The sequence below is a fragment of the Paraplanobispora siamensis genome (assembly GCF_016863175.1).
GTDB lineage: Bacteria > Actinomycetota > Actinomycetes > Streptosporangiales > Streptosporangiaceae > Planobispora > Planobispora siamensis.
The window spans coordinates 130,147-154,820 of record NZ_BOOJ01000032.1 but is presented as its reverse complement, the minus strand read 5'-3'; the positions used below and the strand labels follow the sequence as shown (position 1 = coordinate 154,820).

Annotated in this window: 18 protein-coding genes; 9 read left to right on the top strand and 9 right to left on the bottom strand. The window is 71.8% G+C overall.

Features of this window, described 5'->3' with window-relative positions:
• Nucleotides 1-3 precede the first annotated feature (3 nt).
• Genes Psi01_RS19670 through Psi01_RS19655 form a run of 4 tightly spaced genes read right to left on the bottom strand, consistent with a single transcriptional unit; the run spans nt 4 to nt 7,536 of the window.
• On the bottom strand, nt 4-1,497 hold the full coding sequence (locus Psi01_RS19670; protein WP_239127853.1) for a class I adenylate-forming enzyme family protein: 1,494 nt from the start codon (nt 1,495-1,497) through the stop codon (nt 4-6).
• Nucleotides 1,494-1,739: a phosphopantetheine-binding protein gene (locus Psi01_RS19665; RefSeq protein ID WP_204065495.1), complete on the bottom strand. Its 246-nt coding sequence runs from the start codon at nt 1,737-1,739 to the stop codon at nt 1,494-1,496. Before Psi01_RS19665 ends, Psi01_RS19670 begins: the two co-directional genes overlap by 4 nt.
• On the bottom strand, nt 1,736-1,915 hold the full coding sequence (locus Psi01_RS19660; protein WP_204065494.1) for an MbtH family protein: 180 nt from the start codon (nt 1,913-1,915) through the stop codon (nt 1,736-1,738). Before Psi01_RS19660 ends, Psi01_RS19665 begins: the two co-directional genes overlap by 4 nt.
• Nucleotides 1,912-7,536 (bottom strand): non-ribosomal peptide synthetase/MFS transporter, encoded by a 5,625-nt coding sequence (locus Psi01_RS19655; RefSeq protein WP_204065493.1) that lies wholly within the window; start codon nt 7,534-7,536, stop codon nt 1,912-1,914. Before Psi01_RS19655 ends, Psi01_RS19660 begins: the two co-directional genes overlap by 4 nt.
• Nucleotides 7,537-8,107: 571 nt before the next feature.
• On the opposite strand from Psi01_RS19655, the gene Psi01_RS19650 reads away from it, so the two are divergent.
• The 5 genes from Psi01_RS19650 to Psi01_RS19630 all read left to right on the top strand — a co-directional run bounded on the left by Psi01_RS19650 (nt 8,108) and on the right by Psi01_RS19630 (nt 12,917).
• Nucleotides 8,108-9,034: a thiamine pyrophosphate-dependent dehydrogenase E1 component subunit alpha gene (locus Psi01_RS19650; RefSeq protein WP_204065492.1), complete on the top strand. Its 927-nt coding sequence runs from the start codon at nt 8,108-8,110 to the stop codon at nt 9,032-9,034.
• A gap of 46 nt (nt 9,035-9,080) precedes the next feature.
• Nucleotides 9,081-10,067, top strand: a complete 987-nt coding sequence (locus Psi01_RS19645; protein ID WP_204065491.1) for an alpha-ketoacid dehydrogenase subunit beta — start codon at nt 9,081-9,083, stop codon at nt 10,065-10,067.
• Nucleotides 10,064-11,638, top strand: a complete 1,575-nt coding sequence (locus Psi01_RS44140) for a 2-oxo acid dehydrogenase subunit E2 (RefSeq protein WP_204065490.1) — start codon at nt 10,064-10,066, stop codon at nt 11,636-11,638. The genes Psi01_RS19645 and Psi01_RS44140 overlap by 4 nt, the downstream gene beginning before the upstream one ends.
• Nucleotides 11,639-11,712: 74 nt before the next feature.
• Nucleotides 11,713-12,396 carry a class I SAM-dependent methyltransferase gene (locus Psi01_RS19635; RefSeq protein ID WP_204065489.1) on the top strand — a complete coding sequence of 228 codons (684 nt, stop codon included), beginning with the start codon at nt 11,713-11,715 and terminating at the stop codon, nt 12,394-12,396.
• 80 nt (nt 12,397-12,476) lie between these two features.
• The gene (locus Psi01_RS19630; protein ID WP_204065488.1) at nt 12,477-12,917 is read left to right on the top strand and encodes a nitroreductase family deazaflavin-dependent oxidoreductase; all 441 of its coding nucleotides are present in this window, start codon (nt 12,477-12,479) and stop codon (nt 12,915-12,917) included.
• A 26-nt stretch (nt 12,918-12,943) separates the two neighbouring features.
• On the opposite strand, the gene Psi01_RS19625 is transcribed toward Psi01_RS19630, so the two are convergent.
• The 5 genes from Psi01_RS19625 to Psi01_RS19605 all read right to left on the bottom strand — a co-directional run bounded on the left by Psi01_RS19625 (nt 12,944) and on the right by Psi01_RS19605 (nt 19,369).
• Nucleotides 12,944-14,860 (bottom strand): N-6 DNA methylase, encoded by a 1,917-nt coding sequence (locus Psi01_RS19625; RefSeq protein ID WP_204065487.1) that lies wholly within the window; start codon nt 14,858-14,860, stop codon nt 12,944-12,946.
• A 201-nt stretch (nt 14,861-15,061) separates the two neighbouring features.
• Nucleotides 15,062-16,087: a hypothetical protein gene (locus tag Psi01_RS19620; RefSeq protein WP_204065486.1), complete on the bottom strand. Its 1,026-nt coding sequence runs from the start codon at nt 16,085-16,087 to the stop codon at nt 15,062-15,064.
• A 53-nt stretch (nt 16,088-16,140) separates the two neighbouring features.
• Nucleotides 16,141-17,022, bottom strand: coding sequence for a carbohydrate ABC transporter permease (locus Psi01_RS19615; RefSeq protein WP_204065485.1), 882 nt, complete (start codon nt 17,020-17,022; stop codon nt 16,141-16,143).
• Nucleotides 17,023-17,107: 85 nt separating this feature from the next.
• Nucleotides 17,108-18,013 carry a carbohydrate ABC transporter permease gene (locus Psi01_RS19610; RefSeq protein ID WP_239127852.1) on the bottom strand — a complete coding sequence of 302 codons (906 nt, stop codon included), beginning with the start codon at nt 18,011-18,013 and terminating at the stop codon, nt 17,108-17,110.
• Between the two features lie 96 nt (nt 18,014-18,109).
• Nucleotides 18,110-19,369: an extracellular solute-binding protein gene (locus tag Psi01_RS19605; protein WP_239127851.1), complete on the bottom strand. Its 1,260-nt coding sequence runs from the start codon at nt 19,367-19,369 to the stop codon at nt 18,110-18,112.
• 433 nt (nt 19,370-19,802) lie between these two features.
• Between Psi01_RS19605 and Psi01_RS19600 the strand changes: the two genes are divergently transcribed.
• The 4 genes from Psi01_RS19600 to Psi01_RS19585 all read left to right on the top strand — a co-directional run bounded on the left by Psi01_RS19600 (nt 19,803) and on the right by Psi01_RS19585 (nt 24,657).
• Nucleotides 19,803-21,308 carry an FAD-dependent oxidoreductase gene (locus tag Psi01_RS19600; RefSeq protein WP_239127850.1) on the top strand — a complete coding sequence of 502 codons (1,506 nt, stop codon included), beginning with the start codon at nt 19,803-19,805 and terminating at the stop codon, nt 21,306-21,308.
• Between the two features lie 159 nt (nt 21,309-21,467).
• On the top strand, nt 21,468-22,316 hold the full coding sequence (locus tag Psi01_RS19595; protein ID WP_204065630.1) for an alpha/beta fold hydrolase: 849 nt from the start codon (nt 21,468-21,470) through the stop codon (nt 22,314-22,316).
• Nucleotides 22,317-22,366: 50 nt separating this feature from the next.
• Nucleotides 22,367-22,975, top strand: a complete 609-nt coding sequence (locus tag Psi01_RS19590; RefSeq protein ID WP_204065483.1) for an acyl-CoA-like ligand-binding transcription factor — start codon at nt 22,367-22,369, stop codon at nt 22,973-22,975.
• Nucleotides 22,976-23,076: 101 nt separating this feature from the next.
• Nucleotides 23,077-24,657 (top strand): MDR family MFS transporter, encoded by a 1,581-nt coding sequence (locus tag Psi01_RS19585; RefSeq protein ID WP_204065482.1) that lies wholly within the window; start codon nt 23,077-23,079, stop codon nt 24,655-24,657.
• Nucleotides 24,658-24,674 lie beyond the last annotated feature (17 nt).

Here is a 24,674-nt window from a genome sequence, read left to right as displayed (position 1 = left end):
ATCTCACGTGCCTTCCGTCTGACCCGTCACGGCGGCGTCGAAGAGCCCCCGCAACTCCCTTTTGATGACTTTTCCTGACTGGTTGCGGGGCAGGCCGTCGACGACGAGCACCCGGTCGGGAAGCTCGTGCCCGGCCAGGCGCTCCATCAGGAAGGCCCGCAGGCCCGTCTCGGACATCCCGGCCGAGCGGGGCACGACGGCGGCGGCGAGCACGGTGCCCAGCACCGGGTGCGGGACGCCCACCACCGCGGCCTCCGCGACCTGCGGATGCTCGTACAGCGCGGCCTCCACCTGCAACGTGGAGACCTTGAACGCACCCGACTTCACCACGTCGCTCTCGCGGTCGACGAGGTGGAGATAGCCGTCGGCGTCCAGATAGCCCAGGTCGCCCATTCGCACCCAGCCGCCGCGGAAGGACTCGGCGCTCGCCTGCTCGTCTCGGTAGTAGGAGCGGGGTACGGCGGGCGAGCGCATCCAGACCTCCCCGGCCTCCCCCGGCGGCAGCGCCTCGCCGTCCGGGCCGGTGATCCGCAGCGCGCCGCCGAACGCCGGGCGGCCGAGCGCGTCGGGCCGGGCCGGATCGAAGATCATGATGGTCTGGGCGGGGGCGGCCTCGGTCGAGGTGTAGTAGTTCGTCACCGTCGCGTTGGGGAAGGCGGCGGAGAGCCGTACGGACACCGCGGGGGGAAGGGCCGAGGCCGCCGAGCCCAGCAGCACGACGCTCGACAGGTCGTGCCGCTCGTGCAGCCCGGCGTTGAGCAGCTCGATCGCCATGGCCGGCACGACGAACACGGTGCCGACCGCGTACGACTCGATCAGCCGGGTGAACCGGGCCGGGGTGAACCGGGCCGGGGTCAGCATGGCCGGGCGGGCGTCCAGCGCGTTCATCAGCATCGTCTGCCCGGCGTTGGTGCCGATCGGGAAGGCGTGCAGCAGGTGGCGCGAGTGCCCGAACCTGCGGCGCTTCGGGCGCGTCTCGCACCCGAAGGTGAGGTTCGCGTGGGTGGCGCCCACGCCCTTGGGCAGCCCGGTCGTGCCGGAGGTGTAGAGGATCTGGGCCAGGTCCTGCGGCCCGACGGGCACGGCGACGGGATCCGCCGTGCCGCCCTCCAGTTCGGCCGGGGCGGCCGCCCAGCGCTCGCCGTCCGGCGCCTTCAGGTCCCGGCCGCACAGGACGGCCGAGGCCTCGCAGTGGTCGAGCATGTGCCGCACCTCGGCGGGGGCCAGCCGGTCCGACAGCGGCACCGCCACCGCCCCGGCCAGCTGGACCGCGCAGTAGGAGACGGCGAAGTCGACCCAGTCCCGGCCGCCGAACAGCAGCCCGATCCGGTCGCCGGGCCGCACGCCGCGGTCGAGGAGCCCGTGCGCGACGGCGTGGGAGCGCCGTTCCCACTCGCCGAACGTCAGCGTCCCCTCACCCTCGACGACGATCGCGGCCCCGCCGGGCTCCTGCTCGGCGCGCAGGGCCAGCATCTGGGGAACCGTGCGCGGGGTCACGGGGTGCTTTCCGCCACGCGGCCGACCAGCAGCGGGAAGCTGTCGAGGTGGGCGCCCGAGCCGAGGTCGAGCACGACGCCGAACTCGTCCTCGATCGCGTCGATCAGCCGCAGCAGTCCCAGCGAGGTCAGGCCGAGCGCGGACAGGGAGCCCTGCGAGCGCAGGACCTCCTCGGCGGGCAGCCGCCCGTCGGAGGCGGCGCAGACCAGCTCGGCGATCCTGTCCGCCAGCGGGCCGCTCATCCGCGGGCCTGCCGCACGCTGAGCGGGCGCATGTCCGTCCAGACCTGCTCGATGTGGGCGAGGCAGTCCTCCCGCTCGCCCTCGAAGCCCTCGGCCCGCCAGCCCGCGGGCAGCTCCCGGCCCGCCGGCCAGAGTGAGTACTGCTCCTCGTCGTTGAGCACCACCAGGAAACTCATGCCCGGACCTCCTCCTTATCCGTGGTTTTCTGTGCGGTGTCCGCAGTGGCGTCGCCCGCGGTCCGCTCGGTGTCGTCTCCGGCCCGCTCCGCGCGGAGGCGGTTCTGCAGGGCCTCGACCCCGACCAGGTCGTCGGGGACGGCGTCGGGCACCTCCTCGTCGAAGCGCGCCAGCGTCCGCACCCGCATGGCGACCAGCGCGACGGCCGCGATGGCCAGGCCGAAGCAGAGGTACATGAAGGCGATGCCGCGTCCCTCCCCGACCCCGATCACCGCTCCGACGGTGCCGGCGAGCGGGCCGTCCGGCGCGAGCAGCGGCTCGAACACCTGCGAGCCGTACGGCGCGACCAGGCCGAAGCCGATCGGCAGCGTGGACCAGGCCACCAGGGTGTTGAGCGCGATCACCCGGCCGTGGAAGCGCTGCGGCACCTTGACCTGGATGATCGTGGCGTAGACGCCGTTGAGCACGGTCAGGCAGAATGACATCCCGAACGCGCCCACGGCGATCAGGACCAGGTCCTGCCGCAGGCCCATGGCCAGGCAGAAGACGGCCAGGGCCAGTGTGGACAGCAGGACGCCCCAGAGCCTGCGCCGGCGCGGCCCGCCCCAGACGGTCATCGTCAGCCCGCCGAGGAAGACCCCGAGCCCGCCCGCGAACGAGACCCGGCCGACGTCGTCGAGGGTGGCGAACGACAGCACCAGCGGGGAGATCATCAGGAAGAGCGGCGAGAGGAAGACGTTGAGCACCGCGAAGAAGACGAGCATCCCGCGGAAGCCCCGGTTGCCCCAGGAGTGGCGGATGCCGCCGAGCATCTCGGCGACCACGCCCTCGCGGCGCCGCCACGGCATGGCGGCGGGGAACTTGACCGTCAGCAGGATCAGCGTGGCGAGCGTATAGCTCACCACGTCGATGATCAGGATGCCCTCCAGCCCGATCGAGGCCATCAGCCCGGTGGCGATCAGCGGCACGACGAGCTGGGCGGTGCCGGTGACCATCTGCACCACGCCGTTGGCGTGGCCCAGGAACCGTTTGGGGACAAGCTGCGGGATGGCCGAGCCGTAGGCGAAGCGCTGGAAGGTCAGGGCTATCGACAGGCACACCAGCAGCGGATAGATGTGCCAGATCTGCAGGTTGCCCGTCCACAGCAGCATGCCCAGGATCAGCTGCGAGCCGCCCGCCGCGATGTCGCCGCAGAGCATCACCTTGCGCCGGTCGTAGCGGTCCACGATCGCCCCGGCCAGCGGCGCCACCAGCATGCCGGGCACCAGGCCGAGCACCGCGAACAGCGCGAAGCGCGCCAGCGACCCGGTGGTGAGATAGATCCAGATCGGGATCGCGAACTCCGTCAGCGCCGACCCGGTGATCGAGATCAGCTGCCCGGAGGCGACCAGCAGGAAGCGCCGCATGCTCGGCTCCGGCCCTCCCCCGGCCGTCGCCCCGGCCAGGTGGTCGGCCCCGTCGACCACCTGGAGCCGCGGCCCCTCCTGCTGTGTGTGCGGGCCGACGGCGCCCTGCAGCCACCAGGTGGAGTCCTGCTTGCGCTCCAGCTCGGCGGTACGGCCCGCGGCGACGGCCCCGTGGGTGCCGGTCACGATGGCGGCCAGCTCCCGGGCGCGGTACTTCAGGAAGAAGTGCCCGGCCTCGTCCAGGACGACGCAGGCCACGGTGTCGGACAGCCGCCGCCACTCGAGATAGCGCTCCTGGTAGAACTCCATCGCCGGGTCGCGCTCCCCCGCCACCGCGATGATCGGGGCGCGCAGCCGTTCGGTCCGTTCCTCGAACAGCCGGGTGAAGTACCGCTCGGCCTCGCGCGTGCCCTCCCGGCGGTTGCGGATGAGCAGCTTGAGCTGGTCGCGGTCGAAGTCATCCAGGTCCAGGCCGCCGGCGGCCAGGGCGTTGATCCGCCCCTGGTCGCTGGTGAGCCGGTCCATCAGGTGGCCGATCCGGCCCAGGCCGCGCCCGGGACGGGCGAAGGGGAAGATGCCGCCCAGGTAGATCGCGTCGATCTCGCGGCCGGCCGCCTCCAGCCTGCGGGCGACCTCCGTCACCAGCATCACGCCGAGCCCGCAGTGCCCGTACAGGACCAGCGGCCCCTCGACCCCGGCGAGGATCTCCTCCGCGCATCCCTGCGCGACCTCCTCCAGCGGCCGGGACTCCTCCCCCAGCTCGTGGCCGGGGACCGCCACCGAGTACAGCGCCCAGTCCTCGGGCAGCGCCTCGGCCAGCGGCTGGTAGATGACCGCGCTGCCGCCGCCGTAGGGGACGCATACCAGGGTGGAGGTCGTCGTCCTGGCCGGGGTGAGCCGGTGCAGCAGCCCGCGGGGCCCGTCGTCGCCGCCTTCGAGCAGCCGGGCCAGGTCCCTGACCGTGCGGTGCTTGAACAGCTCCAGCACCGTCACCGTCCGGCCGGGGATCTCCTTGCGCAGCCGGGCGATCACCCGCATGGCCAGCAGCGAGTGCCCGCCCCGGTCGAAGAAGTCGTCCAGCGCGCCGACGCGGTCGACCTCCAGGACCTCGGCCCAGATCCGGGCGATGATCTCCTCGGCCCCGGCGGCCGGGGGTACGTACTCGGCCGCCTCCTGGCCGTCGTCCCCGGCGTCCGGCTCGGGCAGCTTCGACCGGTCGACCTTGCCGTGCGACTTCAGCGGCAGCTCGTCCAGCCAGACGTAGCGGGCCGGGAGCATGTAGTCCGGGAGCCGCTCGGCCAGCCACGCCCGCAGCTCACCGGTCTGCGGCCGGTCGGCGCCGACGAGATAGGCGATCAGGCGCTCGCCCCGCGGCTCCACCACCGCGTGGGCCACGCCGGGGTGCTCGGCCAGCACGGTCTCTATCTCGCCCGGCTCCACCCGGTAGCCGCGGATCTTCACCTGCAGGTCGCGGCGGCCGAGGAACTCCAGGTCGCCGCCGGGCAGCCAGCGGCCGAGGTCGCCGGTCCGGTACATCCTGGCCCCCGGCCCGCCCTCGGGGTCGGGCAGGAAGCGGTCGGCGGTGAGGCCGGGACGGCCCAGGTAGCCGCGGGCCAGGCGGTCGCCGCCGAGGTAGATCTCGCCGGGGACGCCGACGGGCACCGGGCGCAGCGCGTCGTCGAGCACGTGGACGCGGGCTCCGGGCAGCGGCCTGCCGATCGGCAGGGCCGTACCCTGACCCGCCTGGCCCGCCTGACCCCCGGCGCCCGGGGCGGCGGGGTGCGGCGCCGGCGGGACCGCGTACGTGGTGACGCCGACCGTGGCCTCGGTCGGGCCGTAGTGGTTGACCACCCGGCACCGGCCGGCCGCGGCCAGCTCGGCGGCCCAGCCCTGGGGCGCCGCCTCGCCGCCGAGGATCAGCAGCTTGTCCGGGAGGAGCTCGGCGGCGGGCGCGTCGGTCAGCAGCGCGGCCAGGTGGGACGGGGTGAGCTTGAGGTGGCCGACGCCGTGCTCGCGCAGGTAGGCGGCCAGCTCGCGGCCCGCCGTACGGGAGGGGATGAGGTGGAGCGTGCCGCCCGTCATCAGGCACAGGTAGAAGACGGTCACGCCGAAGTCGAAGGCCAGCGACTGCAGGAGCCCGTAGACGCCGCCGGGCTCGATCTCCAGCCGCTCCCGCACGCCCGCCAGGTAGACCATGACCTGCCGGTGCTGTACGGCCACGCCCTTGGGCCGCCCGGTGGTGCCCGAGGTGTAGATGACGTAGGCCAGGTCGTCGGGGGTGACCCCGCCGGCCGTCTCACCGCCCGTCTCGCCGTCCATGAGCTCGCCGTCCGCGAGGCCGTCGGCGTCCTCGGTCTCGTCCTCCCCCGCCCCGCCGAGCGGCACGATCACCGCGTCGTCCGGGATCCGGTCGCGCAGCCCGGGATCGGCCACGACGGCGACCGCCCCGGCGTCGGACAGCACGAACGCCAGCCGGTCGCGCGGGTGGTCGGGGTCCAGCGGCAGGTAGGCGGCCCCGGCCTTGAGCACGCCCAGGACGGCGACGGCCAGCTCGGCCGACTGCTCCAGGCAGATCGCGACCCGGTCCCCCGTGCGCACCCCCCGCCGCCGCAGCCGGCGGGCCAGCAGCCCGGCGCGCCGTTCCAGCTCCGCGTAGGTCAGCGACCGCCCGCCGGCCGTCACCGCGACCGCGTCCGGGGTGCGCCCGGCCTGGGCGGAGATCACCTCGTGGACCAGCCCGGCCTCGAAGGGCGGAGCCGGGTCGCAGGAGCCGAAGGCCAGCACCCGGCTGCGCTCCTCGGCCGGGAGCAGCTCCAGCTCTGAGACGCGCGCGCCGGGGTCGGCCACGATCGAGCGCAGCAGGGTCTCCAGGCAGGCCGCCATCCGCTCGATCGTGTCCGGGCGGAACAGGGCGGTGCTGTAGGTGAGGTTGCCCCGCAGTCCCTCGGGCGTCTCGAACAGGTACAGGGCCAGGTCGAACCGGCTGGTCCCCATCTCCACCGGGAAGGGCGTCATGGTCAGGCCGGGGGTGTCCAGCGGCCTGGAGCGGTAGTTCTGCAGCGCGAACATGACCTGGAACACCGGCGAGCGGCTGACGTCCCGCTCCACGGCCAGCTCCCCGACCAGCCGGTCGAAGGGGAGCCCCTGGTGGGCGTAGGCGTCCAGGGCCGTCTCCCTGACCCTGCCCAGCAGCTCGGTGAAGGTCGGGTCGCCCGTCAGGTCGGCGCGCATCGGCAGCGAGTTCACGAAGACCCCGACCACCCGCTCCAGCTCGGGCAGGTCGCGTCCGGAGACGGGACTGCCCACGGCGAAGTCGTGCTGCCCCGCGTAGCGCCCGAGCAGCACCTCGAAGGCCGCCAGCAGCGTCATGTACGGCGTGGCGCCGCAGGCGCGGCCCACCGCGGCCACGGCCTCGCTGAGCCCGGGGTCCAGCGCGATCCCGCAGGTGGCGCCGTCCCAGCGCTGCTCGGCCGGGCGCGGCAGGTCCGTGGGCAGCTCCAGCGGGGCCAGCCCCTCCAGCCGCTCCTTCCAGTAGCGGACGTCCGCGTCGTGGGCGCCGTCCTCGGCGCGCCCGCGCAGCCAGTGCGCGTAGTCCCCGTAGCCCAGCCGCACCGGGGCGAGCCCGGCCTGCCGCCCCTCGCGGTGGGCGGCGTGCAGGGTGAGCAGCTCCTCCATGACGATGTCGCAGGACCAGCCGTCGGTGACGGCGTGGTGCATGGTGAGCAGCAGGATGTGGACGTCGGGGGCCAGGCGGACCAGCAGGGCCCGCAGCAGCGGGCCGCGCTCCAGGTCGAAGGGCCGGGCCGGCTCCTCGTCGAGGGCGGCGGGGTCGTCGGTGACCCGCAGCTCCACCGAGGGCTCCTCGTCGACGACCACCTCGGGGCGGCCGTCGGCCGTGGTGACCAGCCGCATGCGCAGGCTCTCGTGCCGGGCCGCCACGTCGTGCAGGGCGCGATCCAGGGCCTCGGGGTCGATCTCCCCCTCCAGCCGGGCGGCGAACGCGACGGTGTAGGCGGAGGTCCCCGGCGCGTACTGCTCCAGGAACCACAGCCGCTCCTGCGCCGGGGAGAGCGGCGGGGGCGTGCCGGGCGGGCGCGGCGGGACTGTCTCCGCGACGGCCTGGCCGCCCAGACGCCGGGCGAGCAGTGCCTTTTTGGCCGGCGACAGGCCTGTGTGCGTCACGGCGCCTCCGTACGGGCGAAGAGGGAACCACATGCGTTCCGGGACGGCGGAGGGCGGGGCCGTCCTCGTGGACGGCCCCGGAGGTCCGCACGGGCGGGCAGGCCCGGTCCCGAAGGGGGAGGCGGCCGTTCCGTGCGGTGGATGACCGAGGTGGTCGATCAGCAGACCCGGCGGCCGGCCCGGCAGCGGACATGACGGTCCACGGATCGGGAGACCTGGTGGTCGGCGGATCAGGAGATCTCAGGAGATCGGTCACGGATGACCGAAGTCCTCAGAAGAGGTGAGCGAGATCCTCCGGGCGTGGCAGGTTCTCGCACAGGAGTACGAATCTGTGGGAGCGTTCCCACGGAGGAGGCTAGGGACGCCCCGTCAAATGAGTCAAGGTTTCTCGCATGTTTTCGGATCCGAACAATCCGAGTAAAGGAGTAGTTAACTTGTTTACGCAGCTACGGGCGATTTGCCGTATTTACCGGGTTTCACGATTGTGCCGAATCGATTGACAGCCCCCTCCACTCCTCCTACGCTCCGCTGGGAGCGCTCCCACCCCGATCCCCGTACCGGGGCGACCGGGCGTGCCCGCGGTCGCCATGCCAGGAGCGCACACGTGATCGACACCTTTCCCCCCTTCGCGAGCCCGCGGAGCGCACCGCCGCCGGCGGAGGAGGACCTCCAGCTCCTCCTCCTCATCCGGCACTTCGAGCTGACGCTGCTGCGGCTGTTCGAGGCGGGGCAGCTGAGCGGCACCACCCACACCTGCCTGGGTCAGGAGTACATTCCCGTCGCCCTGAAAGCGCTGCTGGAAAGCGACGACTTCGTTTTCAGCAACCACCGCGGCCACGGGCACTTCCTGGCCCGCCACACCGACCCGCACGGCCTGCTCGCGGAGATCATGGGCCGCGAGGGCGCACTGTGCTCGGGGGTGGGCGGCAGTCAGCACATCTACCACCGCCGTTTCCTGTCCACCGGGGTGCAGGGTGAGAGCCTGCCGGTCGCGGTCGGCACGGCGCTCACGCTCAAGGGCACCGGAGCCCTGACGTGCGTCTACATCGGCGACGGCACCTGGGGCGAGGGATCGGTCTACGAGGCGCTCAACATGGCGCGGCTGTGGCGGGTGCCGCTGCTGGTCGTCGTCGAGCACAACGGGATCGCCCAGTCCACCCCGACGACGGCGCAGATGGCCGGGACCGTGGCCGGTCGCGCCGCCGCCTTCGGCATCCCCCACCACCGCACGGTCTCGACCGAGATCGCCGAGATCCGCGCGGAGCTGGCCCCCCTCGTCGCCGAGGTGCGCCGCGCGTCGGTCCCGCTGGTCGTGGAGTTCGCCACCCACCGGATCGGCCCGCACAGCAAGGGCGACGACACCAGAACCCCCGAGGAGATCGCCCTGGCCGCCGACCACGACTGGTACACCCGCTACGCGGGCCTGTTCCCCGAGGCCTTCGGCCGCCTCGACCGGGAGATGCGCGAACTGGTCGAGCGCGCCGCCGCCGAGGTCTCCGCCCGGCCCCCGTCGGTGTGGGAGCGGCCGTGACCCGCGTCCCCGAGCACCCCGACCCCGTCCTGCACGAGGAGCGGCCGTGACCCGCGTCTCCGAGCACCTCAACCGCGCCCTGCACGACCTGCTGGCGGCCGACCCGGGCGTGCACGTCCTCGGCGAGGACATCACCGACCCGTACGGCGGGGCCTTCAAGGTCACCCGGGGCCTGTCCGGCAGGTTCGGCGACCGCGTGCGCTCCACCCCGCTGAGCGAGGGCGCCATCGTGGGGGTCGGCGCCGGGCTGGCCCTGGCCGGGCGCAAGGCGATCGTCGAGATCATGTTCGCCGACTTCGCCACCCTGGCCTTCGACCAGCTGGTGAACTTCGCCGCCGCCTCCACCTCCATGTACGGCAGGCCCGTGCCGATCCCGCTGGTCGTGCGCTGCCCCTCCGGGGGCAACCGCGGCTACGGCCCGACCCACAGCCAGAGCCCGCAGAAGCACTTCCTCGGCGTCCCCGGCCTGCACGTGTTCGAGATGAGCCCCTTCCACGACGCCGGCCGGCTGCTGGAGACCATGCTCGGCCTCGGGCGGCCCTGCCTGCTGTTCGAGGACAAGGTCCTCTACACGCGCAGGATGTACGAGGACGGCGTGGTGGACGACCTGTTCCGCTACGAGGTGACCGGCGGGGTCGCCCGGGTCTTCCTGGAGGGCGCCGCCGAGCCCGACTGCACGCTGATCGTCCACGGCGGGATGGTCCACCGGGCCCTGGCCGCCGTGCGGGATCTGCTCCTGGAGGAGGACGTGGTCTGCGAACTGCTGGTCCCCTCGCAGCTGTATCCCCTGCCCGACCTGCCCGGCCTGGAGCGCGCCGGGCACGTGTGCGTGGTGGAGGACGGCTCGGAGGGCGGCGGCTGGGGGGCTGAGGTCGCCCGGGTGCTCCACCCCCGCCTGTGGTCCACGCTGCGCCGGCCGATCACCCTGGTCGCCTCGGCGCCCAGCGTCATCCCCGCGGCCCCGCACCTGGAGCGCGAAGTCCTCGTCCAGCCCGGCCACATCAGGCATGCGATCATGGAGGCCCTCTCTTGACCGAGATCCGGGTGCCCAAGCTCAACAACAACGACTCCGCCTACCTGCTGGTGGAGTGGGCCGCCGCGGACGGCCAGGCCGTCCGGGCCGGAGACCCCGTCGCGGTGCTGGAGACCTCCAAGGCTGCCGAGGAGCTCACCGCCGAACAGGACGGCGTCCTGCGGCACCTCCTGCCAGTGGGCGCCGAGTGCGAGCCCGGCCAGGTCATCGCCCGTCTCGGCGGAGCCGATCTCCCGGCCGCCGCCCCGCAGGACGGCGGGGCGAGAGACGCGGGCGAGCGCGCGGAAGGCGGCGGGACGCAGGACGGCGCGAGCCCGGATGGGCGGGACCCGGTCGTCACGGCCCCCGCGCAGCGCTTCATGGACGAGCACGGCATCTCGATGGAGCAGGTCAGAGCCCTCGGCCGTACGGTGATCCGCCGCGCCGACCTGGAACCCCTCCTGTCCGGCCCGGCAGCGGAATCCGCCGGCACCGCATATGGATCCACCGACCTCGCTCGGGGATCCACCGACCTCGCTCGGGGATCCACCGACCCCGCTCGGGGATCCACCGCCCCCGCTCCACGGGGAGATTCCTCCCCCGCCCCGGAAGGCACCGCCGCCGGGGCGACCGTGCCCGCAGCCGCGGGGCTCGTGTCCGAAACCGCCGGGTCCGCATCCGGGGAGACCGCGGCCGGAGGGGTCGCACCCGGTTCCGCGGGGTCGGAGGCCGGGGGGTCCGCATCCGGGGAGACCGCGGCCGGAGGGCTCATCGAGCTGTCGCGGGGGCAGCGGCGGGTCGCCGAGGTGGTGGCCCGTTCCCACCGGGAGATCCCGGCCGCGTTCACCGTGATGCGGGTCGACGTGACCGAGACGCTCGCCTTCGCCCGCCGGGAGACCAAACGGCTGCGCGCGCTCATCGGCATCCCCGAGGTGCTGGTCAAGGCGACCGGCGAGCTGCTCGGGCGCTTCCCGCTGTTCTTCGCCACCCCGGTCGACGACCGCCGGGCCCGGCCGGCGGTCACCGCCGACGTGGGCGTGACCATGGACGTCGGCAGGGGGATGGTCGTGCCGGTGGTCCGGGACGCGGGCGGACGGCCGCTGGCGGAGATCGCCCGAGACCTGATGCGGCTGCGCCGGGCCGCGATGGAGGGGAGCCTGCGGGAGGAGGACCTGCGGGGCGGATCCATCATGCTCACCCTGCACACCGAGGAGGCCGTCATCATGGCCGTCCCGATCATCTTCCCCGGCCAGGTCTGCGCGCTCTCCCTCACCGCCCCGCGCCCGGAGGTCGTCGAGACGCCCGACGGCTTCACCACCAGGAAGGTCGTCTCCCTCGGCCTGTGCTTCGACCACCGGTTCGTCAACGGCCGCGAGGCGGGCGAGTTCCTGGGGGCGCTGCGCGCGGCGCTGGAGCGCCCGGAGCCGGTTCCGGAGTCGGCTCAGGCAGCGGTGACTTCGGCGGTTTCAGCGGCGGGGACGGGGACTATGGCGGCTTCAGCGGAGGCCGTGACTTCGGCGACGGGGGCTGCGGTCAGGGCTTCGGCGGCTTCAGCGGCGGGCGAACGCCGGGAGGCTATGGATCTCCCGTAGGCGACCGTAGGGTCGGAATGCGCCTTCCGACCCGGGGCGGAGCCGGGCCGGCCCGCACGCGAAGGAGGGGGCCGATGACGCCGGCCGCGGCCTACGACGAGATCGCCGACTGGTACGAGCACGACTTCCTCGGCGGGTGGCGGGCCCATGCGGAGAGCGGCGGCGACCCCCTCGGCGTCGATCCCCTCCTGCGCGACCTCCTCGGCGCGGGCAGCGGCCCGTGCCTGGAGATCGGCTGCGGCACCGGCTTCCACGCCGCCCGGGTCCGCGCGCTGGGCTGGACCCCGCTGGGCGTCGACCTGTCCGCCGGGATGCTGCGGCACGCCCGGGACCGCCTGCCCGTGGCCCGGGCCGACGCCGAGCGCCTGCCGATCGCGGACGGCTCCGTCCCCGCCGTCCTGTCGATGATGGTCCACACCGACATGCCGGGATACCCGGCGGTGCTGCGGGAGGCGGCCCAGGTGCTGCGTCCGGGCGGGATGCTGGTGCACATCGGCGTCCATCCCTGTTTCTGCGGCGGGTTCGCCGACCACGGCGACCGGGAGGCGGTGGTGATCCGCCCCGGCTACCTCGACAGCCACTGGACCAAGGACTCCTGGACGGACCAGGGGGTGCGGGCCAGGGTCGGCGCCGTGCACCGGCCCCTGCCGGAGCTGATGCACTCCTTCCTGGAGGCGGGCCTGGTCCTGGAGCGGTTCGCCGAGGGCCGCGGCCCGACACCGCTCGTGCTGGCCGTACGGGCGCGCAAACCCGGGTGACCGCAACCCGGCCGTCCGGGGACACCGTACGGCCGCGCACCCTCTAGAGTTGGAAGATCGACTGCAACGGGGAGGTGCCCATGGACGGGCGTACGGAAGAGATCCTCGACAGCCCCACGGGCTGGGTGGCCGCGCACGTGCGCACCTATGTCGAGTCGGACGGCGCGAAGGGGCACCTCTACCACGGAATGCCGACCCTGCTGCTGATCACCCGGGGACGCAGATCGGGCAAGCTACGCCGTACCGCCCTCATCTACGGCCGCGACGGCGACCGCCACCTCCTGGTCGCCTCCAACGGCGGGTCTCCGGGCCACCCGGCCTGGTATCTCAACCTGACCGCCGACCCCGCCGTCGAGGTCCAGGTCGGCCCGGAGAAGTTCGCCGCCAGGGCCCGCACCGCCTCCGCCGAGGAGAAGCGGGCGCTCTGGCCGGTGATGGCCGAGGTCTTCCCCACCTATGACAGCTACCAGGCCAAGACCGCCAGGGACATCCCCCTCGTCATCCTCGAACGCGCGGAGTGAGCGCGGGTCCTCACCGGCGGGGGTCCTCACCGGCGGGGGTCGGGCTGCAGGTCACCGTTCGTCAGCCCGTCCAGGACGATCCGCCCCAGCAGCTCGCCCGCCTCGTTCGCCCGGCGCAGCGCGCCCTCGAAACGTTCCAGCTGCCGGAACACCTCTCCGTAGCGCCGCTGCTCGGTGAGGGAGAGGCGGGGCAGCTGCGCGCGGCGCACGTCCAGCCGGGAGGCGCCCGAGGCCGAGGCGGACGGCTGGCGGGCCGAGACCTTGAGGAAGCCGGCGACGAAGTAGGGGTCGAAGAACTCCGGGTCGGGCCGGACGACGGTCAGGTTCGGGCCGAGCGCGACCTCCTCGTCGATCACCCTGGCGGCCGGGACACGGCTCGCGACGGGCACGACGATGTCGCCGGGCCGGGCGACGAGCAGGCCGGGCTCCTCGTTCCCCAGGCCGGTCGGCTCCCGTCCCAGTACCACGTCCGCCGCGGTCAGCAGTCTCAGCTCCCCCGACCCGGTCTCCATCCGCACCGGGGTCTGCAGGATCTGCAGGCTCCCCGCGCGGGCCAGCTCTCCCAGGGAGGTCATGGAGAAGGGGCCGTGCGGGGACTCGGCGGCCGAGGGCAGCAGCCGGGTCAGCTCGTCGGTCGCGCGCAGCAGTTCCTCGCGGGTCCTGCCGACGCCGCCGGGGCTGACGACCGACCGGGCGAGATAGCGGGCCGGGGTCAGGTCGATCTCGTCGTCGAGCAGGTCGATGACCGGGACGGTACGGCCGCCGCCCGCGGTCTCGCGGTGCGGGTCCTCCTCGAAGGAGTACCACATCGGGATCACCGCCTCCCGCGACTCGGTGGCGTCCATCATCAGCACGTGGGAGGGTGCCCGGTCTCCGGCGACCGGTCGCCTCAGCAGCCACAGATGGGGCGGCATGGTCGACTGCGGCGCCGCCCCGGAGGGCAGGGCCACGACCGCCCGCAGGGCGCCGGCCCGGATGAGCTGGGAGCGGACCCGGCGCCCGGATCTCCGGTTCGCCGCGGCGGGCGGCATCAGCACGACCACCTGACCGCCCGGCCGGGCGTGGGCGAGGCAGTGCTGGACCCAGGCCAGCTCGGACTCCCCTCGCGGGGGCAGGCCGTACTGCCAGCGCGGATCGTTGGCCAGCTCCTCGTAGCCCCAGCCGCGCTCGCTGAACGGCGGGCTGCACAGCACCGCGTCGGCCTGCAGGTGCGGGAAGGCGTCGCGGGTCAGGGCGTCTCCGGTCCGGACGTCGGCGGGGATGCCCCGCACGGCCAGCCGGGCCCCGGCGAGACGGGCCGCGGCGGCGTCGCGCTCCTGGCCCACCGTCCGGACCTTCCCCGGCTCGCCGCCGGCGGCGATCAGGAGCCCGCCGTGCCCGCATGAGGGGTCGAAGACCTGGGTGGCCCGAGGTTCGACGAACGCCGCTATGAGCCGGGCGATGTCAGGGGAGATCACCTGCACCCGGCGCGAATGCGCCTGGGCGTAGCGCGTGTAGAGGAATTCCACCGCCTCCTGCGGCCCGCGCTCCGCCGCCAGCTCCGCGGTGGCGCGGATCAGCGGGACGTCGTTCTTGTCCGTCACCAGTTCGGGAAGGGCTCCGGCGATCTCGGCGTCGTCCCCCCGCAGGAGCGTTCCGAGCTTGCGGTGCGCGATGGCGGCGGCCAGCCTGCTGACGAGGGAGAGCAGCTGGAGGTCGTCGGCCGAGTTCCGGACCTGCTGCCACAGCAGCTCGTCGCCGGGGAGCTCCTGCAGCTTCCCCTGGGCGCGCAGCCAGGTCTCGACCTCGGAGAGGGAGAAAAGAGGGCTCGAGGCGGTGCCGCCGACCGGCGCGGGGAAGTCACCGAACCGGCGGCGCCAGTTGCTCACCGCGGCGCGCCCGACGCCGGCCAGCCTGGCGATGTCTCCCGCGGTAACCGTAGCGTCCTCCGTGGTCAATCTCACCCCTCCAGTTGAATCGAAAGGTCGGACCGAAACCCTCGCCGCGCTGTCCCGCGTTCCCGATGCTTGTCGCTGAAAGCAGGTCAGGCGTGCATCTTCGCACTCTCAGCGACGTCTTTCACATTCGACCTGTACCGGTTCAGAAACCATAGACGGCACAAGACCGAATTCAGTCAGGTTTCGGACATCGTGTCGACCCGCAGTTCAGCGGCGGTGGACCACGGTTTTGCCCGAACGGCCGGGGAAGACGACCACGAGGTGTTCGACCCCGGGGCGGTCGGGATCGTCCGGGTGGAACTGTTCGTGGTCGCGGGTGTAGATCCTGACCCGGTACCGGCCGGGCCCGGCCGCGGCGAGGTTGAACGTGGTGGGAAAGACCTCGGAACCCTTGGCGATGAGCCGGCCGTCGGGGCTGCGGACCCCGGCCTCGACGATCCGGTCCCAACCCCGGGGCAGGAGCGGCGGGGCCTTGTCGAAGGTGAGCACGGTCACGCAGATGAGGTCGTTCCGAGTGGATGTGTAGACCCGGATGAACTCCCGGTAGACCTCCAGCACGCCGCCGCCGGAACCGGCCACGACCTCTCCCCACTCCCCGCCGGGGTCGCCCACGTAGTAGTCGGAACCCTCCTCGACGAAGACCACGCCGACGTGCCAGTTGCGTGGCTTCGGCCCCTTCCACCGGTCCCGGCACCCGGCGGCGGCCTCGTCCAGGGACTCCTTCTCCTCCTGGAGCAGTTGCTCCTCCGACTGCACCAGCCGGGGATCGTGCCGGGCCACTCCTTCGGGGCAGAGGTAGACCAGCGCCTCCAGCGTCTGCGTGGTCCAGTACGGCCCGTTCCCGGTCCGGTCGAGCAGGGCCTTGACCCGGGGGTCCGTCACCTCCAGGTTCATCACCCCGCACAGCTCTCTGCCGTAGGCGAGCGCCTCGCGGTCTCCCATGCCGGAAAATTTCGGTGGAAGTCCGTATATCGACTCGGTGGCCAGGCACAGGAAGGCCTTCTCGCGATCCTGCGGCCGGGTATCGGTGTACCTCCGGACGGAGTTGGTCGACCAGGGGTGACACTCGTCCGAGGGGAGCTCGCCGTCCGGCGAACCCCCGTCGTAGGCGACGACCATGCCTCTGTGCCCGGCGGCGGCCGTCACGAGAACGGCCGCGACGGACAGCAGGACGACCGCGACCGCGGCGGCCGCCACGGGCCTCGGGAACCGGAGCCGTCGCGACCGCCGCATCTCGCCCGCCCTCCGCTAGATCGAGATCGGGGTGCACCCTACCGGGAGGCCGGTCACTTGATCGACCCCGCGGTCAGGCCGCCGACGACCTTCCTCTCGATGAGCGCGAACAGGATGATGACCGGGATGGTGGCGATCACCGAGCCCGCGAACAGGTTCTGCCAGTCGACCTGGTACTGGCCGATGAAGGAGTTCAGCGCCACGGTCAGCGGCTGGTTGGCCGGGGTCGTGGTGAGGGTGAGGGCCACGACGAACTCGTTCCACGCCGCGATGAAGGTGAAGATCAGGGCGGTCACCACGCCGGGCATCGCCAGCGGGAGCGTCACCCGGAACAGCGCCCCGAAGCGGCCGTTGCCGTCGATGAACGCCGCCTCCTCCAGCTCCCGCGGGATCGAGGAGAAGTAGGCGTGCAGGATCCACACCGCGAAGGCCAGGTTGAAGCCGCTGTTGACCAGGATCAGCGACCAGATCGAGTCGACCAGGCCGAACTGGTAGAACTCGCGGTAGATGCCGACCAGCATGGCGGTGGGCTGGAACATCTGGGTGATCAGCACCAGGATCAGGAACGCCGTACGACCCCGGAACTCGTGCCGCGCCGTGTAGTACGCGGCCGGCAGGGCCACCAGCAGCACCATGATCGTCGATCCGGCCGCGACCTGGAGGGTGACGCCCAGGTTCTGGGCCAGCCCGCCGGTCCAGAAGTTCGCGAAGTTGGACCAGGCGAACGTCTCCGGGAAGAAGGTCGCCTCACGCAGCTCCTCCTGTGGGCGGAGCGCGGTGAGGATCATCACGAGATAGGGGAACAGGAAGATGAACGCGATCAGGTAGGCGCTCGCCGCCACGACCGCGGTCTTGATCGACGGGAGCCGCCGCGCCGGGGCGGGGGGCCGCACGGCCGCCGGCCGGACCGCGGGAGCGCTCTCGGTGAGGGTCATGAGACCTCCTTCGCCGGCCTCGTGACCGGGGTGCCGTGCCCGGTGACCGGGGTGCCGTGCTCGCTGACGACCTCGCTCGGCTCGGTCATCGGACCTCCGTCCGCCACTTGCTGACCTTCAGGAAGATGACGGTCAGGATGATCACCATGCCGAAGTTGACCACCGACATGGCCGCCGACTCGCCGATGTCGGAGCCCTTGAGGATGTACATGAAGATGGTCGAGGTGGCGGTGGAGTAACCGGGCTGGCCGTGGGTCATGGCCCAGATGATCGGGAAGCTGTTGAAGACGTTCATCACGTTGATGAGCGCCGCCACGGTCAGGGCGGGCCGCAGCAGCGGCAGCGTGATCGACCAGTAGGTGCGCATCTTCGAGGCGCCGTCCATCTTGGCGGCCTCGTAGACGTCGGAGGGGATCGCCGACAGGCCGGCCAGCAGCGCGTAGGTGGTGAACGGCAGCGACACGAACACCGCCACGAACACCAGCCAGGGCATCGCGGTGGACGCGTTGCCGAGCGGGTCGGCGTCGGCGCCGCCGAGCGCGTCCAGCACGCCGACCTTGTGCAGGATCATGTTGATCAGGCCGACCTCGGGGTCGAGCATCCACTTGAAGATGATCGCCGTCATCAGCACCGAGGCCGCCCACGGCGCGATCAGCGCCCAGCGGGCGAAGCGGCGGCCGGGGAAGCGCTGGTTGAACAGCTGCGCCAGCCCCAGGGAGAGCACCACCGTGATGCCCACCACCGCGACCACCCACACCAGGCTCCTGACCATGACGCCGGAGAAGTCGGGCTCGGCGAACAGCTTGGTGTAGTTGTCGGTCCCGTTGGTCCCCTGGACCACGCCGAACCGGCTGATCTTCAGGAACGACGACTGGATCATCACCACGACCGGCCAGACGACGACCACGCCGATCAGCACGATGGCGGGGCCGATCCAGGCCAGCGGGCCCAGCGCGCGCATCACCCGCACCGGGGTGAGTGTCTGCTGCATAAGTCCTGCTTTCGGTGGGCGCCGGATGCGGCGCGCGCCCGGAGGAGACGCGCGCCGCATCCGTTCGCCGGTGATCGGACCGGAGATCGAACCGGGCTAGTTCGCGGTGGCGACCTTCTGGATAGCCCCGAGGACCGCCTTGGGGTCAGCGTCGATGGCGCTGCCGATGGTCTGCTTGATCTGGGTGTTCACCTCGGACCACTTGGGGTCCTGGAAGGGGTAGAACGTGGCGTTGGGCAGCGCCTCCAGGAACGGCTTGAGCTTCTCGTCCGACGACAGCTTCTCGATGCCGGACTTGGTCACCGGGAGCAGCTTGTAGGTGTCGCTGATCTTCTGGGCCGCGGTGCCGCCGTAGAAGAAGTCGAAGAACTTCTTGATCTCTTCCTTGCGGCCGTTCTTGTTGAAGGCCATGATCCAGTCCTCGACGCCGAGAGTGGTGTCGAGCGGGCCGCTCTTGCCCGCGATCGGGGCGACGCCGAAGTTCTTCAGGCCGCCCTTCTCGAAGATCGGGATCGACATGGGTCCGCCGTTGACCATGCCGACCTTGCCCGCGGCGAAGTCCGCCCAGACGTCCTTGCGGTTCTTGGTGCCGGGGTTGGGGGTGGTCAGGCCATCCGAGACCAGGCCCTTGAGGTAGGTGAAGGTCTCGACGTTGGCATCGGAGTCGATGGCCCACTGGCCGGTGGCGTCCTTGTAGCCGCCGCCGTTGCCCATGAACCACAGGAACGACTCGGCCTGGGCCTCCTCGTTGCCCAGCGGCAGGCCGAACGGCTGGCTGACCCCGGCGGCCTTGAGCTTCTCGGCCGCGGCCTTGAGCTCGTCCCAGGTCTTGGGCGGCTCGGCGATGCCGGCCTTGTCGAACAGGTCCTTGTTGTAGAACAGGGCGCGGGCCGAGGAGACGAACGGGATGCCGTAGCCGACGCCGTCGACCTTGCCGAACTCGGCGAACTTCTCCAGCATGTCGGCGGAGGTCTGCGGGGACAGGACCTCGTCGGTCTTGTAGAGCAGGCCGTCCTTGACGAAGCCGGAGTAGTCGCCGGTCTGCAGGATGTCGGGCACCTGCCCGTTCTGCACCATGGTGGCGACCTGCTTGTCGATGTCGTTCCAGTTGATGACCTGGACGTCGACCTTGATGCCGGGGTTGGCCGCCTGGAACTCGTCGACGACGCCCTTCCAGAACTTCTCACCGCTGTTCTCGGCGGTGGGGCCGTCGCCGTAGTCGGCGGCCACCATCTTCAGCGTCACCGAGCCGTCGGCCGCCTTCTCGCCGCCGGCGGGGCTCTCGGAGCCGCAGGCGGTCATTACCAGTGCGGCGGACAGCCCGACTGTGACCGCGCCGAACAGTCTCTTGTTCACGTGACTACCACCTTGGTCATCCACGGACCACACTGGTCCGTACCAGTTCGGGGCGCCGAGGACCCTCGGCGAGCGGAAGCAGCGGAGACAGAGCGGTGCCGATCTTCCGACCGGCCGTCCTCCCGGGGCTTCCGCGGTGCGGATAACGTTAAGTGTCGGAGGGCACCTGGTCCATACCGCCCTGTATCGGTTTCGCAACGCTGACCCCCGGGCTACCCAGCTGGTCTATACCAGCTGGAGAGAATGCGGACGCCGGTGTGCTTAGTATTGCTCCAACTCGCTGAAAAACAATCAAGTTTGCGCAACAGTGCCGTCGGGGCAGGTCTTCGCGGATGCGGATGGAGCACAGGCGGGCTCCCGCTGACGGAGGAGTGATGTCGCGCCGCCCGGGCAGGGGCAGGCCATGACGCAATCCTTCTGGATGGAATCGGCTATGGGCCGGTCATATCCGGCGCTCAACGAAGACATCGAAGTCGACGTGGCCGTGGTCGGCGCGGGCATCGCCGGGCTCAGCGCCGCCTGGGAGCTCACGAAGGCGGGGCGGTCGGTCGCCGTCCTGGAGGCCGACCGGGTGGCGGCGGGGGTCACCGGGTTCACCACGGCCAAGCTCTCGGCCCAGCACACCATGATCTACGCGAAGCTGGCCAAGTCCGCCGACGCGGAGGCCGCGGCGCTGTACGCCCGGTCCCAGCGGGAGGCCGTCGAGCACGTCGTCGCCACCGCCGGGGAGCTGGGCATCGACTGCGACCTGGAACGGGTCCCCTCCTACACCTACGTCGAGTCGCAGGACAGCGTGGACGAGGTCCGCGCCGAGGCCGAGGCGGCCGCGGAGGCGGGCCTGCCGGCCTCGTTCACGACCTCCTCCACGCTGCCCTTCCCGATCGCCGGGGCGGTCAGGGTCGAGGACCAGGTCCAGTTCCACCCCCGCAAGTACCTGCTCGGGCTCACCGAGACCATGATCTCGCGCGGCGCGCTCGTCTTCGAGGGCAGCCGCGTCGTCTCCCTCGACGAGGGCGAGCCGTGCCGCCTGCGGACCGCGGACGGCAGGACGGTCACCGCCCGGGACGTGATCGTCACGACCCACTATCCGGTGTTCGACCGGGCCCTGCTGTTCGCCAGGATGGAGCCCCGCCGCGAACTGGTCGTCGCCGCCGTGATCCCGGAGACGAGCGACCCCGCGGGCATGTTCATCACCACCGAGCAGAACACCCGCTCGGTCCGCACGTCGCCGTACGAGCAGGGCCGGCGCCTGCTGATCGTCACCGGCGAGCACTTCAAGCCCGGCGCCGGTTCGGTGGGCGAGCGCTTCGACCGGCTGGCCGCCTGGACCGCGGAGCGGTTCGGCGCGACCGAGATCGCCTACCGCTGGGCGGCCCAGGACAACGACACCACCGACGGCGTGCCCTTCGTCGGCCCGCTGCACGCCGGCGCCCGGCACGCCTACGTCGCCACCGGCTTCGGCGGCTGGGGCATGAGCAACGGCGTCATGTCCGGCCTGCTGCTCACCGAGCAGATCGCCGGGCGCAAGCGGCCCTGGGACCGGCTGTACGACCCCCGGCGGCTGCACCCGCTGCGGGAGGCGGGCAGCGCGCTGAAGATGCAGGCCTCCGTCGCCGCCCACTTCGTCGGCGGCCGGTTCGGTGCGGGATCGGCCGACGAGGTGACGGAGCTCGCCCCGGGGCAGGGGGCGGTCCTGAAGGTGGACGGACAGCGCTGCGCGGTCTACCGCGACGACAACGGGCAGCTCCACGCGGTCTCGGCGGTCTGCACCCACCTGGGGTGCGTCGTCGGCTTCAACGACGCCGAGCGCACCTGGGAGTGCCCCTGCCACGGCTCGCGGTTCGACGTGGACGGGTCGATCCTGCAGGGCCCCGCCACCGAGCCCCTCGACCGGCTCGACCTCACGGCGTCCGGTACGGCGGAGAAGGTGGAAGGGTGAGAACGGCGCGGCCCCGTCCCCCGTCCGGCCGGACGGAACGGGGCCGCCCCGGGACCGGTCGACCGGGGAGCTCCGCGGGCCGGTTGACCGGGGAGAACTCCGGTCACATTATTGACTAATTATCTAATAAAGCTCGGCGGAAAGGCTCTCACCGTGCGGATGGTCAAGGGGGACGGCGTCGGCCTGGCCGTCTACGAGCAGGGCGACCCGGCGAATCCGACCCTCGTCCTCGTGCACGGCTATCCGGACGACCACACGGTCTGGGAGCCGGTCGCCGTACGGCTGGCCGAGAGCTTCCACGTGGTGACCTACGACGTCCGGGGCGCGGGATCCTCGGACCGGCCGCGCGGGCGGGAGCCGTACGGCTTCGCGCACCTGATGGCCGACCTGCGCGCCGTGATCGACGCGGTGAGCCCCGGCGAGCGGGTCCACCTGGCCGGGCACGACTGGGGGTCCATCCAGGGCTGGGAGGCGGTGTGCACCATGCCCGAGCTCTTCGCCTCCTACACCTCGATCTCCGGGCCCTGCCTCGACCACATCGGCCACTGGACGCGGACCGCCGGCCGGTTGCGCACCGTACGGCAGACGCTGTCGTCGTGGTACATCGGGTTCTTCCGGCTGCCGGTCCTGCCCGAGCTGGCCTGGCGGTCCGGGCTCGGCGGGCGGCTGCTGGCGCGGGCCGAGCGGCACCGCCCCTCCGACCGGATCGACGCGGTGGCGGGCCTGGAGCTCTACCGCGCGAACATCCCCGCCCGGCTGCGCCAACCGCGGGAGCGGCGCACGCCGGTGCCGGTGCGGCTCGTGGTGCCCCTCATGGACGCCTACGTGAGACCGGAGACCGCCGAGACCGCCCTGCGGTGGGCTCCGGTGGTGGACGTCCACCGGGTCCGGGCCCGGCACTGGATTCCCCTGAGCCACCCCGACCTGGTCGCGCGTCTGGTGGGCGAGCACGCCCGGCGGCACCCGGGGCCCGGCCTGCCCGGATCCGCACCGGAATTCACATCATGAAATTTTTCAGATCCTGAAATTTTCTTCCCTCCCCCGTCGTTGTGCCCACCGTGAACAGCAGTGACGAGCTGGGCCGCAGAGGCCGCAAGAAGCTCGAAACCCGGGCCGCACTCGAGCGTGCCGCTCTGACACTGGTCGCCGAGCGCGGTCTGGCCCAGGTGACCGTGGAGGACATCGCCGGGGCTGTGGACGTCTCCTCCCGCACGTTCTTCAACTACTTCCCCTCCAAGGAAGACGCCCTCATCGGGCGCAGCCCGGAGAACGAGGCCGAGCTGACCGAGAAGCTGGCCGCCGTACCCGCCTCGGAGCCCGCCCTGCAGGCGCTGCGCCTGGTGCTGCGGTCCGTGGCCGAGCTCGTGCAGGAAGAGCGCGAGCAGTGGCTGCTGCGGCTGCGGGTGCTGGAGCAGAACCCCTCGCTGCTGCCACGGCTCATCGCCGGCAACGCCGAGGCCGAACGGTGCCTGACGGCCGCGGTGGCCGAGCGGGTCGGCGTCGATCCCGCCGTCGACGGCTATCCCGCGCTCGTCACCGCCGTGGCCTCCGCCGCCTTCCGCGTGGCGATGATCCGCTGGAGTGCCGCGGACGGCGTCCCGCCGCTGGCCGGTCTGCTGGACGAGGCCTTCGACCGGCTGGCCGCCGGCCTGCCAGATCCCCGGTGAGTCCCCCCTGTCGAGTCCCCTGTCGAGCCCCGACCCGGTGAGTCCCGGCCTCCCTTCGACCATCCCTGCTTGACCTCTCCCGCCTGAGAAACCGAGGAAGAATGACCAGCACCAGTGAGCCGCCCACTCTCGTGGACGCGCCCACCCAAACCTCCCGCCGCAAGGTCCTGCAGGCGCTGTCGGGGCTGATGGTGGGCATGTTCGTGTCCATCCTGGCCTCGACCGTCGTGGCCAACGCCCTGCCGCGCATCATCACCGACCTGAACGGCTCGCAGACCGTCTACACCTGGATCGTCACCTCCGAGCTGCTGGCCATGACGGCCACGGTGCCGCTCTGGGGCAAGATGGCCGACCTGTACAGCAAGAAGCTCCTGATCCAGCTCTCACTGGGACTGTTCGTGGTCGGCTCGCTGATCGCGGGTCTGACCCCCAACGTGGAGATCCTCATCGTCAGCCGCGTCGTGCAGGGCATCGGCGCCGGCGGTATGACCGCGCTGTCCATGGTCGTGATGGCGGCCATGATCCCGCCGCGTGAGCTCGGCCGCTACGCCGGCGTCTTCGGCGCCGTCTTCGGCGTCGGCACCGTCGCCGGCCCGCTCATCGGCGGCGTGCTGGTCGACACCTCCTGGCTCGGCTGGCGCTGGTGCTTCCTGATCGGCGTGCCGTTCACGATCCTGGCCATCGTGCTGCTGCAGCGCACGCTGGACCTGCCCGTGGTGCGCAAGGAAGTCAAGGTCGACTATCTCGGCGCGTTCCTGATCACGCTGGGCGTCTGCACGCTGCTGGTGTGGTCGTCGCTGGCGGGCAACCAGTTCGAGTGGGCCTCCTGGTGGACCGCCGGCCTGGTCGGCGGCGGCCTGGTCACCCTGGCGCTGGCCCTGTGGGTGGAGTCGCGGGCCGCCGAGCCCATCATCCCGCTGTCCATCTTCAGGAACCGCACCGTCACCCTGGCCACCGTGGCCAGCGTGCTGGTCGGTGTGGCGATGTTCGGCGGCACGGTGTTCCTGTCGCAGTACTTCCAGGTGGCGCTCGGCAAGTCCCCGACCGTCGCGGGCCTGATGAGCCTGCCGATGGTCTTCGGCCTGCTGGTCTCCTCGACGGTGGCGGGCCAGCTCATCACCAAGTGGGGCCGGTGGAAGGGCTTCCTGGTGGCCGGCGGCGTCGTCATGCTCGCCGGTATGGGTCTGCTGTCCACGATCGACGGGCAGACGAGCACGCTGCTGCTGTCGGTGTACATGGCGGTGCTCGGCATCGGCGTCGGCATGCTCATGCAGAACCTGGTCCTCGCCGCGCAGAACGACGTGGCCGCCCACGACCTGGGCGTCACCACCTCGGTGCTGACCTTCTTCCGCAGCATGGGCGGCGCGGTCGGCGTCAGCGCCCTGGGCGCGGTGCTCGCCAACCGGATCACCGCGCTCATGACCGAGAAGCTCGGCCCGCCGGCGGCCGCCGGCGGCGGAGGCGGCGGTGAGAGCCACTCCGTCCCGGACATCTCCACCCTGCCGGCCCCCGTGGTCCGCGTCATCCAGGACGTGTACGCCACGGCCACCGCCGAGCTGTTCCTCATCGGCGTGCCGCTGACCGCGCTCGCGCTGGTGGCGGTGCTGTTCATCAAGGAGAAGCCGCTCAACACGCTGTCGGGCGACGAGCGCCTGATCATGGAGAGCACTGCGGGTCACTGACCCGCCCGGTAGACCGT

Bases quoted from the DNA above. Each gene is read 5' to 3' on its own strand.
- Psi01_RS19610 (WP_239127852.1), bottom strand. From the start codon at position 18,013: ATGCAGCAGACACTCACCCCGGTGCGGGTGATGCGCGCGCTGGGCCCG.
- Psi01_RS19595 (WP_204065630.1), top strand. From the start codon at position 21,468: ATGGTCAAGGGGGACGGCGTCGGCCTGGCCGTCTACGAGCAGGGCGAC.
- Psi01_RS19630 (WP_204065488.1), top strand. From the start codon at position 12,477: ATGGACGGGCGTACGGAAGAGATCCTCGACAGCCCCACGGGCTGGGTG.
- Psi01_RS19585 (WP_204065482.1), top strand. From the start codon at position 23,077: ATGACCAGCACCAGTGAGCCGCCCACTCTCGTGGACGCGCCCACCCAA.
- Psi01_RS19635 (WP_204065489.1), top strand. From the start codon at position 11,713: ATGACGCCGGCCGCGGCCTACGACGAGATCGCCGACTGGTACGAGCAC.
- Psi01_RS19600 (WP_239127850.1), top strand. From the start codon at position 19,803: ATGGGCCGGTCATATCCGGCGCTCAACGAAGACATCGAAGTCGACGTG.
- Psi01_RS19660 (WP_204065494.1), bottom strand. From the start codon at position 1,915: ATGAGTTTCCTGGTGGTGCTCAACGACGAGGAGCAGTACTCACTCTGG.
- Psi01_RS19615 (WP_204065485.1), bottom strand. From the start codon at position 17,022: ATGACCCTCACCGAGAGCGCTCCCGCGGTCCGGCCGGCGGCCGTGCGG.
- Psi01_RS19620 (WP_204065486.1), bottom strand. From the start codon at position 16,087: ATGCGGCGGTCGCGACGGCTCCGGTTCCCGAGGCCCGTGGCGGCCGCC.
- Psi01_RS19665 (WP_204065495.1), bottom strand. From the start codon at position 1,739: ATGAGCGGCCCGCTGGCGGACAGGATCGCCGAGCTGGTCTGCGCCGCC.
- Psi01_RS19655 (WP_204065493.1), bottom strand. From the start codon at position 7,536: ATGTGGTTCCCTCTTCGCCCGTACGGAGGCGCCGTGACGCACACAGGC.